At 61.6% G+C, this 11,629-nt stretch carries 14 protein-coding genes; 6 read left to right on the forward strand and 8 right to left on the reverse strand.

Annotated features, from left to right (window positions below; all coding sequences use genetic code 11):
• Positions 1-603 carry a glutathione S-transferase family protein gene (locus H096_RS19195; RefSeq protein WP_016976364.1) on the forward strand — a complete coding sequence of 201 codons (603 nt, stop codon included), beginning with the start codon at positions 1-3 and terminating at the stop codon, positions 601-603.
• Here the strand turns inward: H096_RS19195 and H096_RS19200 are convergent, their stop codons facing one another.
• Positions 604-1,488: a LysR family transcriptional regulator gene (locus H096_RS19200; protein WP_033900868.1), complete on the reverse strand. Its 885-nt coding sequence runs from the start codon at positions 1,486-1,488 to the stop codon at positions 604-606.
• A 111-nt stretch (positions 1,489-1,599) separates the two neighbouring features.
• On the opposite strand from H096_RS19200, the gene H096_RS19205 reads away from it, so the two are divergent.
• Genes H096_RS19205 through H096_RS19215 form a run of 3 tightly spaced genes read left to right on the forward strand, consistent with a single transcriptional unit; the run spans position 1,600 to position 4,530 of the window.
• Entirely contained in the window at positions 1,600-2,892 is a 1,293-nt protein-coding gene (locus tag H096_RS19205; protein WP_033900869.1) for a citrate:proton symporter, read from the forward strand.
• Position 2,893: 1 nt separating this feature from the next.
• Positions 2,894-4,219 carry an acyclic terpene utilization AtuA family protein gene (locus tag H096_RS19210; RefSeq protein ID WP_033900870.1) on the forward strand — a complete coding sequence of 442 codons (1,326 nt, stop codon included), beginning with the start codon at positions 2,894-2,896 and terminating at the stop codon, positions 4,217-4,219.
• Entirely contained in the window at positions 4,216-4,530 is a 315-nt protein-coding gene (locus H096_RS19215; RefSeq protein ID WP_033900873.1) for a hypothetical protein, read from the forward strand. Before H096_RS19210 ends, H096_RS19215 begins: the two co-directional genes overlap by 4 nt.
• 4 nt (positions 4,531-4,534) lie before the next feature.
• Here the strand turns inward: H096_RS19215 and H096_RS19220 are convergent, their stop codons facing one another.
• From H096_RS19220 to H096_RS19240, 5 genes are all read right to left on the reverse strand, one after another.
• Entirely contained in the window at positions 4,535-4,906 is a 372-nt protein-coding gene (locus H096_RS19220) for a glutathione S-transferase N-terminal domain-containing protein (protein ID WP_033900875.1), read from the reverse strand.
• Positions 4,907-5,007: 101 nt separating this feature from the next.
• Positions 5,008-5,553: a GTP cyclohydrolase I FolE gene (gene folE, locus H096_RS19225; protein ID WP_003442011.1), complete on the reverse strand. Its 546-nt coding sequence runs from the start codon at positions 5,551-5,553 to the stop codon at positions 5,008-5,010.
• A 78-nt stretch (positions 5,554-5,631) separates the two neighbouring features.
• On the reverse strand, positions 5,632-6,189 hold the full coding sequence (locus tag H096_RS19230) for a Smr/MutS family protein (RefSeq protein WP_016976371.1): 558 nt from the start codon (positions 6,187-6,189) through the stop codon (positions 5,632-5,634).
• Between the two features lie 75 nt (positions 6,190-6,264).
• Positions 6,265-6,585 (reverse strand): hypothetical protein, encoded by a 321-nt coding sequence (locus H096_RS19235; RefSeq protein WP_033900878.1) that lies wholly within the window; start codon positions 6,583-6,585, stop codon positions 6,265-6,267.
• 141 nt (positions 6,586-6,726) lie between these two features.
• Complete coding sequence (locus H096_RS19240; RefSeq protein ID WP_010208860.1) at positions 6,727-7,317, reverse strand: cysteine hydrolase family protein; 591 nt, start codon at positions 7,315-7,317, stop codon at positions 6,727-6,729.
• A 239-nt stretch (positions 7,318-7,556) separates the two neighbouring features.
• Between H096_RS19240 and prmB the strand changes: the two genes are divergently transcribed.
• Positions 7,557-8,465 (forward strand): 50S ribosomal protein L3 N(5)-glutamine methyltransferase, encoded by a 909-nt coding sequence (gene prmB / locus H096_RS19245; RefSeq protein WP_033900879.1) that lies wholly within the window; start codon positions 7,557-7,559, stop codon positions 8,463-8,465.
• 56 nt (positions 8,466-8,521) lie between these two features.
• Here prmB and H096_RS19250 read toward each other — a convergent pair whose 3' ends face one another.
• Positions 8,522-9,328, reverse strand: a complete 807-nt coding sequence (locus tag H096_RS19250; RefSeq protein WP_033900881.1) for a hypothetical protein — start codon at positions 9,326-9,328, stop codon at positions 8,522-8,524.
• Between the two features lie 99 nt (positions 9,329-9,427).
• Positions 9,428-10,390 carry an alpha/beta fold hydrolase gene (locus H096_RS19255; protein ID WP_033900883.1) on the reverse strand — a complete coding sequence of 321 codons (963 nt, stop codon included), beginning with the start codon at positions 10,388-10,390 and terminating at the stop codon, positions 9,428-9,430.
• Positions 10,391-10,533: 143 nt separating this feature from the next.
• Between H096_RS19255 and aroC the strand changes: the two genes are divergently transcribed.
• Positions 10,534-11,625 carry a chorismate synthase gene (gene aroC, locus H096_RS19260; RefSeq protein WP_016976377.1) on the forward strand — a complete coding sequence of 364 codons (1,092 nt, stop codon included), beginning with the start codon at positions 10,534-10,536 and terminating at the stop codon, positions 11,623-11,625.
• The last annotated feature ends 4 nt before the right edge of the window (positions 11,626-11,629 follow it).

An 11,629-nucleotide genomic window follows, 5' to 3' on the forward strand; every position in this document is an offset into this window, starting at 1 on the left:
ATGTACAAGGTTTATGGCGATTACAAGTCGGGCAACTGCTACAAGATCAAATTGATGCTCAGCCTGCTGGGCATCCCGTATCAATGGATCGATGTGGACATCCTCAAGGGTGACACCCAGACCGCCGAATTCCTGGCGAAGAACCCCAACGGCAAGATCCCCGTGCTGGAACTGGAAGACGGCACCTGCCTGTGGGAGTCCAACGCGATCCTCAATTTCCTGGCCGATGGCAGTGAATTCCTGCCGTCCGAGCCGCGCCTGCGCACCCAAGTGCTGCAATGGCAGTTCTTCGAGCAGTACAGCCACGAGCCGTACATTGCGGTGGCGCGGTTTATCCAGTTTTACCTGGGGCTGCCCGAGGATCGCCTGGAGGAATACAAGAAGCTGCACAAGGGCGGTTACAAAGCGCTCAAGGTCATGGAGCGCCAATTGCAGCTGACGCCTTACCTCGTGGGCGATCAGTTCTCTATCGCCGATGTGGCCTTGTATGCCTACACCCATGTGGCGAATGAGGGTGGTTTTGAGTTGGAGGCTTATCCGGGTGTGCAGGCGTGGTTGAAGCGTGTTGCCAGCCATCCCAAACATGTGGCGATGCTGGATTGATCACCCGCGCAATTCGTTGCTCAATAACTCGAAACACCGCTGCGCTGCCGGGCTCAAGCCCATCCCACTGCGACTGATCAAGCCGATCTCCCGGTTTACGCCGGGATGATCGATGTTGATGCGCTTCAATCCCTCCAAACTGTCCGCCGCCGACTCCGGCAGCACACTGATTCCCAGCCCCTGGCGCACCAGGGCCAATACCGTCGACATGTAGTTGGCCTCCATCCCGGCGTTCATTGTCAGGCGCGTCTCATCGAACAGTGCATCCACTTGCTCGCGCACGCTGCTGTCGCGACCGGTAAGGATGATCGGCTGGTCGGCCAATTGCTCCAGGGTCAGTTGGCGATGGCGGGTGAGCGGATGATCCACCGGTACAAACGCACACAGGCGATCGTTCAACACCGGCACGAATTCCAGGCCATGACTGAGCCGTGCACGCACGCCGATACCGAAATCCACCTCGCCGGAACGCACCTGGGCATGAATGCGATGGGCCACCAGGTCATGCAGGCGCACCTCGATTCCGGCAAAGCGCTCGCGAAACAAGCGTAGAACCGGCGGCAAACTGCCGGCGCACACCGAGGGCAGGGCGGCGATGGTGACCACGCCCCGGCGCAAGGCGGCAAGGTCGCGGGAGCCGGTGACGATGTTGTCCAGGTCCAGCAGCAGTTTTTCCATGGGGCCGCGCGCGTCCTGGCCGGCGGCGGTGAGGCTGACGTGGCGCGGGCTGCGGTCGAGCAGGGCGACGCCGAGCCAGTCTTCCAGTTGCTGCACCTGCACCGTCAGCGCCGAAGGTGACAGATGCAGCTCATTGGCAGCCTTGGTGAAGCTGCCAGTGCGAGCCACGGCAAGAAATGCCTGAATGTGTTGGATACTGTTCTTCATTTTGTTTTTCCGAACACTAGCGGGTGAATATTCCAATTTACAAAGACTAACCCGCTTCCAATACTCCAGGGAAAACAATAACCGGCCATCAAGGCCGCTCTGGAGTAACCCATGCTCGCTACCCTGGGTGTCATCACCATCCTGTGCCTGCTCGCTGCCGTCATGAGCAAACGCCTCTCGCCGCTGGTGGCCCTGATCGCCTTGCCGATCATCGCCGCGTTGCTCGGTGGGTTCGGCCTGCAAACCAGTGCCTTCATCATCACCGGTATCAAGAACGTCGCCCCCGTGGTGGGCATGTTTGTGTTTGCGATCCTGTTTTTCGGGATCATGACCGATGCCGGCATGCTCGATCCCATCATTGACCGCATCCTGCGCACGGTCGGCACGCGTCCTACACGCATTGTCGTAGGCACCGCGACCCTGGCGCTGCTGGTGCATTTGGACGGTTCCGGCGCGGTGACCTTTCTGGTGACGGTGCCGGCGATGCTGCCGCTGTATACACGACTGGGTATCGATAAACGCATCCTGGCCTGTGTTTGCGCGATGGCAGCCGGGGTCAACTTTCTGCCGTGGACCGGGCCCGTATTGCGCTCGTCGGCGGCTCTGCACGTGCCGGTGGCAGACCTGTTCCAACCGCTGATCCCGGTGCAGATCGTCGGCCTGGTCTTCGTTTTCGCCTGCGCCTGGTGGCTCGGCCGTCGCGAAGAAAAACGCCTGGGCCTCGGCGCCGGCTCCACCGTGGACGCTGTGCCGCAACGGGTACTGAGTGACGACGACATCAAGCTGCGTCGCCCGCGCCTGTTCTGGGTCAACCTGATCCTGACCGTGCTGGTGATGGTGGTGATGATTGCCGGCTGGGTCGACCCCGTGGTGATGTTCATGCTCGGCACCGTGGTGGCGCTGTGCATCAACTACCCGAACGTCGACGCTCAGCGCGCCCGCATCGACGCCCACGCCAAGACCGCCCTGACCATGGCCAGCATCTTGCTCGCCGCCGGGGTGTTCACCGGGATCATGCAGGGCACCGGCATGCTCAAGGCGATTGCCGAAGTGGCGGTGGCGCAGATTCCGGCCGGCCACGGCAAGTTGATCCCGGCGGTGGTGGGCTTTATCTCCATGCCGCTGAGCATGTTGTTTGACCCGGATTCCTACTATTTCGGCGTGATGCCGGTGATCGCCGAAGTCGGCAAGGCTCTGGGCGTCGATCCGCTGCAAGTGGCCCAGGCCTCGTTGCTGGGTGTGCACACCACCGGCTTCCCGGTCAGCCCGCTGACCCCCGCGACCTTCCTGCTGGTGGGCCTGTGCAAGATCGAACTGGCCGATCACCAGCGCTTCACCATTCCGTTTCTGTTTGCCGCGTCGGTGTTGATGACCCTGACCGCGTTGCTCCTGGGAGTAATTTGAAATGAAAACCTTGCGCATCGGTTCCGGCGCCGGCTATTCCGGCGACCGTATCGAACCTGCCGTGGAACTGGCCGAGCAGGGCGAACTGGATTACCTGGTGTTCGAATGCCTGGCCGAACGCACGATTGCCTTGGCGCAACAGGCGCGCATCAGCGATCCAGAGGGCGGTTACGACCCGCTGCTGAGTGAGCGCATGCGCCGCGTGCTGCCGTTTGTGGGCGTAAGGGCCGGGCGTCGTCGCCTGCGGGTGATCACCAATATGGGCGCGGCCAATCCGGTGTCGGCGGCCAGTGAGGTGCGGCGAATTGCGCGTGAACTGGGCCTTGCGCTCAAGGTCGTCGCGGTGGTCGGCGATGACGTGTTGGAGGTGTTGAAGCCTGACTTTCTGCTGGATAACGGCCAGACCGTCGGTTCCTTGGGCGAGCGGCTGATTTCCGCGAATGCCTACTTGGGTGTCGACGGCATTCTGCAGGCATTGCACGCGGATGCCGACGTGGTGATCACCGGGCGCGTGGCCGACCCTTCGCTGTTCCTCGCGCCACAGATGTTTGAATTCGGCTGGGCAGCGGACGATTGGCAGCGTTTGGGGCGTGGCACGCTGGTGGGGCATCTGCTTGAATGCGCCGGGCAAGTCAGCGGCGGCTATTTCGCCGATCCGGGTTTCAAGGATGTGGAAGACCTGGCGCGCCTGGGCTTCCCTCTGGCCGAGATCACTGCGGACGGTGAGGCAGTGATTACCAAGGTGGTTGGGTCCGGCGGGCGGGTCAGCCGTGCGACCTGCACTGAACAGCTGATCTATGAAGTGCACGACCCGGCGGCGTACCTCACGCCTGACGTGACGGCGGACTTTTCCCAGGTGGGGTTTGTGGAGGAGGGCGTTGATCGCGTTCGCGCCCAAGGTGCAGACGGTCGCGCGCGCCCCGAACAGCTGAAGGTCAGCGTCGGCTATCTGGACGGTTGGATTGGTGAAGGGCAGATGTCCTACGGCGGTCCCGGCGCTATCGCACGGGCGCAACTGGCGCGGGATGTGGTCCTCAAGCGCCTTGAGTTGATGGGCGTGAAGATGCAGGACGTGCGTGCCGAACTGATCGGCATGGACTCGCTTCACGGCCCGCGCAGCGCGGTCGAGCCCTGGGAAGTGCGCCTGCGCGTGGCGGCGCGCTGTGAGGCGCGCGATGAGGCGGTGCGCGTCGGCAATGAAGTGGAAACCCTCTACACCAACGGCCCGTCGGGCGGCGGCGGCGCGAGCAAAAGCGTGCGGCAAGTGGTAGCGGTGGCGTCGTTGTTGCTGCCGCGTGATGTGGTCAACCCGAGGATCGAAGCATGAAGCTGCAGAGGCTGGCCCATTCCCGCACTGGGGATAAAGGCGACACGTCGAACATTTCGATCATTGCCTATCGTGCTGAAGACTACCCATTGCTGTGCGAGCAACTGACCGCCGAACGTGTGGCCGAATTTTTCGCGGGGTTGCGTGAGCCCGACGCAGCGCCTGTGCGGCGCTATGAATTGCCGAATGTGCAGGCGCTGAACTTCGTGTTGCCGGGTATCCTGCGCGGTGGAGTCACCCGCTCGCTGGCGCTGGATGCCCATGGCAAGTGCCTGGGCTCGGCGCTACTGGAACTGTCGATTCAGCAGTAGGCGGTCAAACCCCGGCGAAACGCTTGTCCAGATATTCAATGATCACCTTGGAGTCGTACATCCAGGTGGTCTGGCCATTCTCTTCGATACGCAGGCACGGCACCTTGATCTTGCCGCCTTGCTCAAGCAGGGTCTGGCGGTCCTGTTCGTTGTTTTTCGCATCTTTCAGCGCGACGGGCACATTCAGGCGGTGCAGGGTGCGGCGGGTCTTCACGCAGAATGGGCAAGCGTGGAACTGATACAGCGTCAGCTCCTTGGCCGCTGCATTCACCTGTGCCTGTTGCTCGGCGGAACGCTGCTTTTTGCGTGGGCGGGTAAGAAAGTCGCCCGCGATGATGACGTGGCCGAGGCCCACTCGAAGTGCTTTGACGAACATGGCTGAAACCTCTTGCCCATGAAGAAGGGGCCGCAGCTTACCTCAATTTTGCAGGCGAAAAAAAACCGGCGATGAACGCCGGTTTTTTCGTCCGCAGCCGGTTACTTGATCAGGCTGAGGAATTCGCTGCGGGTGGCTGCGTTTTCGCGGAACTCACCCAGCATCACCGAGGTGATCATCGACGAATTCTGCTTTTCCACACCGCGCATCATCATGCACATGTGCTTGGCCTCGATCACCACGGCCACGCCCAGGGCGCCGGTCACTTGCATCACGGCATCGGCGATCTGGCGGCTGAGGTTTTCCTGGATCTGCAGGCGGCGGGCGTACATGTCGACAATCCGCGCAACCTTGGACAGGCCCAGCACCTTGCCGCTTGGGATATAAGCGACGTGGGCCTTGCCGATGAACGGCAGCAGGTGGTGTTCGCACAGCGAGTACAACTCGATGTCCTTGACCAGCACCATTTCGCTGTTGTCGGAGCTGAACAAGGCACCGTTGGTGACTTCTTCCAGAGTCTGCTCATAGCCGCGGCAGAGGTACTGCATCGCCTTGGCGGCACGCTTTGGCGTGTCGAGCAGGCCCTCGCGGGAAACGTCCTCGCCGAGTTGGCCGAGGATCGCGGTGTAATTCTGTTCCAGGGACATGAAACTACCTGTGGGATTTTCGCAAAGCGCAAGGTTACGGTGGCGGGCACATCGCTGCAAGCCTGACGATGGCAGTTGTTACTCGTCGCGCCCTTCCATCATCGTACGCTTGAGCATCACATACACCGCCCCCGCGCCGCCGTGGCGGGCCTGGCATGAGGTAAAGCCGAGGACCTGGGCATGCTGGCGCAGCCAGGTGTTGACGTGGCTTTTGATCATCGGGCGCTTGCCGTCCAGCCGCACGGCCTTGCCGTGGGTGACGCGTACGCAGCGGATTTCGAATTTAGTGGCTTCGGCCAGGAAGGCCCACAGGGTTTCCCGGGCTTTTTCCACGTTCATGCCATGCAGGTCAAGGCTGCCTTCGAACGGGATCTGGCCGGCCTTGAGCTTGCGCATCTGGCTTTCCTGCACGCCATCGCGGGCCCACATCAGCTCGTCTTCAGGGCCGACATCGATCACGAACTGGTCCGACAGGCCGTCCACGGTGGTGGCATCGGTGCGCACGGTCGCGGCCTGGCGCAGCTTGGCGATCTGCGCGCGGTCGGCCTTGGGTTTGCCGGTGTCGGCGCGGTCGTGCTTGATCGGCTTGACGCCGCGCAGCTCGTTTTTGAACAGGGAAAAATCGTCGTCTTGCATGTTGGCCTCCGCGAAGGGCGGGCAGTTTACCTAAATCGCGGCGGCCAGGGCGCAGGAAACGCTATCCAAGCGCCATCAGTCGTGCTTTTTCATCAGGTGAGAAGCGATGTTCAGCGACAACGGCTGACGCATTTTCCGACGGCTGCGCCGCCATAACCATACGCCCAACCACAGCACCAGCAGCCCGATCACCAACAGAATCGCCGAGCCACCAGGACTGGCATTCAATTCACCAAGGGCCGGCGAGTGACCCAACAAACCGGCACCACCAGCGCCAGCCAACAGCACACCAACTATCGCCAGCAACGCGGCAATGCCGGCCACCAGGCGCAGACGCCAATTGCTCGGGCCCTTGGGGCGCAAGCGACGAGCGTCAAAACCATCGGATATCTTCATTCCGACCTTTCCTCCAGGGTATCGGCCCTTCGACCGGACAATACACAGGTTGTTCCGGGGGGAGGGGTAAATGCGCCAAATGAGAGGGCTCTGCGGATGAGCGGGGCCGTAAACAGGCTGCGCCGCTCATCAGAAGGTTGATCAGATCAGATCTTTGGTCAGCGCCAGGGTGGCGAAATTGTCGGCCATGATGGCCATTTCGGTCTGCTGCACGTGCTCGGCGCTGAGGATGCCGCCTTTGTAAGGCAGGTCACGTGTGGCGCAGGCGTCTTCCACCAAGGTGCAGCGAAAGCCCAGGTTCTTGGCGGCGCGCACGGTGGTGCTGACGCTGGAGTGGCTCATGAAACCGCAGACGATCAGGTCCAGGGAACCGAGGTCCTGCAAGTGTTTTTCCAGGCCGGTGCCATGGAAGGCGCTGGGCAGCAGCTTGCCGATGATGGTTTCGTCGCCTTCAGGCTCAAGCCCTGGAATGAATTCGCCACGCTCGCCCTGTGGGTCGAACAGGCCACCCACGGTGCCCAGGTGACGCACATGTACAATCGGACGCCCAGCGTTGCGGGCGGCGGACACAAGTTGCTTGATGTTGCCGACGGCCGCGTCCATGCCCGAGAGGGCGAGGGGGCCGCTGAGGTATTCCTTCTGGGCGTCGATGATCACGAGGGTCGCATGGCTGAGGTTCGCTGCTGCGTAACCACGACCGCTGAGTTGAAACATCGTCTTTGGAACGGACATTCTGGGGCTCCTGTGAGGGGGGCTTTTGCGACATTGTCCACTGGCTGAGCGGTTCTGTGAATCGCTACCATCGTAAGGTACGCCGTTGTTGACGTGCAGCCATGTCAAGAGGTGGGCCTGTTTAACACAATGATGGCAATTTGGATGAAATCCGACGGGTGGCGACGGGTTTTCGTACATCGTCGGTACAGGTGAAGGCTGTTAGAATCGCCAGTCGTTTTTTCCAGGAGCTTGCCCCCGTGACCACTTCCCGCCTGCGCACCTTGCGCGACCATATCCGTTGGGCTGTCAGCCGTTTCCATGGGGAAGACCTGTTTTTTGGCCATGGCACCGATAATGCCTGGGACGATGCCCGGCAACTGGTGCTCGGTGCCTTGCATTTGCCGTGGGAAATTGCCGACAGCTACCTCGACTGCAACTTGGAAGAAGAGGAAGTCGCCCACCTGCAACGCTTGTTGCACCGCCGCATCCACGAACGCGTGCCGACACCCTACCTGATTGGTGAAGCCTGGTTCTGTGGCATGTCGTTTATCGTCGATGAGCGCGTGCTGATCCCGCGCTCACCGATCGGCGAGCTGATCGAAAACCGCTTCGAACCCTGGTTGGCGCAGCCACCGGCACGCATCCTCGACCTGTGCACCGGTTCCGGTTGCATCGGCATTGCGTGCGCCTATGAGTTCCAGGACGCCGAAGTGGTGCTGGGGGACTTGTCCTTCGAAGCCCTGGAAGTGGCCAACCAGAACATCGAGCGCCATGGCGTCGATGAGCGTGTCTATACCGTGCAGGGTGACGGTTTCGACGGCCTGCCGGGCCAGCGCTTTGACTTGATCGTGTCCAACCCGCCGTATGTGGATGCCGAAGACTTCGCCGATATGCCTGACGAATACCAGCACGAACCTGAGCTGGGCCTGGCCTGTGGCGACGACGGTTTGAACCTGGTGCGGCGCATGCTGGCCGAAGCGGCGGACCACCTGACCGAGAAGGGGTTGCTGATTGTTGAAGTGGGCAACAGCCAAGTGCACGTCGAGGCACTGTACCCGGAAGTGGACTTTGCCTGGCTGGACTTCCAGCGCGGCGGCCATGGGGTGTTCATGTTGACGGCTGAGCAGTGCCGTCAACATCAGGCTGCATTTGCTGCCCGCGTTTAACCTGTACTAGCGGTAGGAGTGCGGTCAATGACCGCATTTCATAGTGCGAATGTGTTTCAGCGGTGAGTTGCAATCCAGATCAACAACCCCGCCTGAAACACCGTAAATGCCACCAGACAGGTGATGGTAAAGCGCAATCCGCTGTCCTCACGCTTGAACTTGGTGACCTTTTCCTCTTCCTTGCGCAGCTTCACTTCCTGCTCTGCCAGGTTCTGTTCTGCCTGTTGCAGCATCTGCGCCGCTTCCAGGATTTCTACGAACTGCACCTTCTCGGTGTTCCAGCTGTCCAGCACATCACTGACCTTGCCCGGCTGCACGTTACCCTTGAGGTGCTGCACATCGGCGTAAGCCACATCAAAACCCTGGATGCGCAGGAAGTGATCGCGGCGCAGGCGGGTGGCTTCGTTCAGTGCATCTTTGTTGGCCAGGTCAACGCCGTCGACGCGGTAGTGCGACCATTTCTTTTTCGCCCAGGCAGCGCCTTGGGCCACCAGGAAGCGCCCGATGCCACGGTTTGCCGGTTCGATTTCCAGGCTGTTGCCGGGGCCGAAGTGCACACGATGTTTATCGTGGTCAACCCAGATATCCAGGTGATTCTGTTCACGGCGCACGCGTTGGCCGGGCAACTGGATGACCATGCGCAGCAGGCTGTGGTGTTTGTCGTTGCGCTCGGCATAGCCGAACTGCACGAAGCGCAAAGGCCGCACGCCCGTGGCGCGGTCGGTGGCCAGGGGCGCCAGGCGCAGCATCTTGAAATGCTCAGCCTGGACATCCGCCCACGGCAGGGGCGCCGGGTCGACGGCCTCGGTTTTGTCAGCCGGGGTGTCGGCGGTGGATTCCGGTGTTGCTTCAGTGGTTGTCATGCGGCGCGATCCTGTCCAAGCCCAGCGAGTCGACAGTCTTTTTACTGTCGACTCTGGGCTTATCGGCCGCTTTCCCCAGGACTGGAGGCAAATTGTCGCTTAACGGGGTTGAAGTCCGTCGATAAAGGGCACCAGGCGGTTGCCCAGCTCGGCGGCGAGGGGCAGTTGCGGGTCGTTGTAGGAGGCCAATTGCTGCTTCACATCGTTGGGCACGATGCGCATCACGTGGTTCATGCCCTCAATCAGCACAAGCTGCGCGTCGGGCTTGGCCTTTTTAAGTTGCTGGGCATCGCCCACACCGACCTGGATATCGTTGGTGCCCTGGATGATCAGTGCCGGCATGTTCAATTTGGCAAAGGCTGCCGACGGATCGGCACGAAACAGGCTGATCAGATATGGCTGCACACTGGGTCGGAAAATGCCTTCCAGCGGGCCAGGCACATCCGCATCCACTTGGCCGGCCTTGAGGTGATCGAGGATTTGGTTACTGCGCAGCAGCAGGGCAGGGGGCAGGTGATCGGCCAACTGTTGGCGGATCACTTGATCCACCGGGCGCGAGCTGCCGGACAACGAGACCACGCCTGCCGGGTCCAGCTGCGGCGCGGCGAGGGCGGCCACCAGTGCACCTTCGCTGTGGCCCAACACAATCAGCGGGCCCATGCGTTTGTCGGCCTTGAGCAGTTTGCCCCAGGCCACGGCGTCGGCGACGTAGGCGTCCAGGGTCAGGTTGCGCTCGTCGGGGGTGGCAGCCAGGCTGGCCGCCACGCCGCGCTTGTCGTAGCGCACGCTGGCGATGTTATGCCGCGCCAGCACCCAGGCCAGGCGCTTGAGGCTGTCGTTGCGCGCACCGTCGGCGCTGTTGCCATTGCGGTCGGTGGGCCCGGAACCGGCGATAATCAACACCACCGGCACGGTTTTGTCGGATTTAGGCAACAAGAGTGAGCCAAACAGCTCGCCGCTGCCGGTGTCCAGGCTGATAGGCCGTTGCAACACCACGGGGGAGGCGGCGAAGCCCAGGCTGGAAAACAGGGTGAGGGTCAAAAGCAGAACTCGCAGCATCATCGCGCCATCATTGGGAAGGTGCCGGTTGGACCAAGGTCTACCGCTAAGGTTTCGAGGATGAACTACTCGGTTAGCCTGCGTATACTGGCCGCCTTAAGTTATTACGGTTGACTTGATTCAACTGATTTCACGGAGCGCCCTGCATGTCCGGCAATACCTTCGGCAAGCTGTTCACTGTCACCACCGCGGGCGAAAGCCATGGCCCGGCGTTGGTCGCCATTGTCGACGGCTGCCCGCCCGGCCTCGAGCTGTCCCTGGAAGACCTGCAGCGTGACCTCGACCGCCGCAAGCCCGGCACCAGCCGCCACACCACCCAGCGCCAGGAGCCCGATGAAGTCGAGATCCTCTCCGGCGTGTTCGAAGGCCGCACCACCGGTTGCGCCATCGGCCTGCTGATCCGCAACACTGACCAGAAGTCCAAGGACTACTCGGCGATCAAGGACCTGTTCCGCCCGGCCCACGCCGACTACACCTATCACCACAAATACGGCGAGCGCGACTACCGTGGCGGCGGCCGCAGCTCGGCGCGCGAAACCGCGATGCGCGTGGCGGCCGGTGCCATCGCCAAGAAATACCTGGCGACCCAAGGCATTGTGATCCGTGGCTACATGAGCCAGCTGGGCCCGATTGAAATCCCGTTCAAGACCTGGGACAGCGTCGAAGACAACGCCTTCTTCAGCCCCGACCCGGACAAAGTGCCGGAACTGGAAGCCTATATGGACCAGTTGCGCCGCGACCAGGACTCCGTTGGCGCCAAGATCACTGTGGTCGCTGAGGGCGTGAAACCTGGCCTGGGTGAACCGATCTTCGACCGCCTCGACGCGGAACTGGCCCATGCGCTGATGAGCATCAACGCGGTGAAAGGCGTGGAAATCGGTGCCGGTTTTGCGTGTGTGTCCCAGCGTGGCACCGAGCACCGCGACGAGCTGACCCCGGAAGGTTTCCTCAGTAACAACGCGGGCGGCATCCTCGGTGGTATTTCTTCGGGTCAACCGATTGTGGCGCACCTGGCGCTCAAGGCGACGTCGAGCATCACCACGCCGGGCCGTTCGATTGATGTGCACGGCAACCCGGTGGACGTGATCACCAAGGGTCGCCACGACCCGTGCGTCGGCATCCGCGCCACGCCGATTGCCGAAGCGATGATGGCCATCGTGTTGATGGACCACCTGCTGCGCAATCGTGGGCAGAATGCCGATGTTCGCGTGAGTACGCCGGTGCTGGGCCAGCTGTGACGGC

It is taken from the genome of Pseudomonas sp. FH1, from assembly GCF_000510895.2.
Classification (GTDB): domain Bacteria; phylum Pseudomonadota; class Gammaproteobacteria; order Pseudomonadales; family Pseudomonadaceae; genus Aquipseudomonas; species Aquipseudomonas azotoformans_A.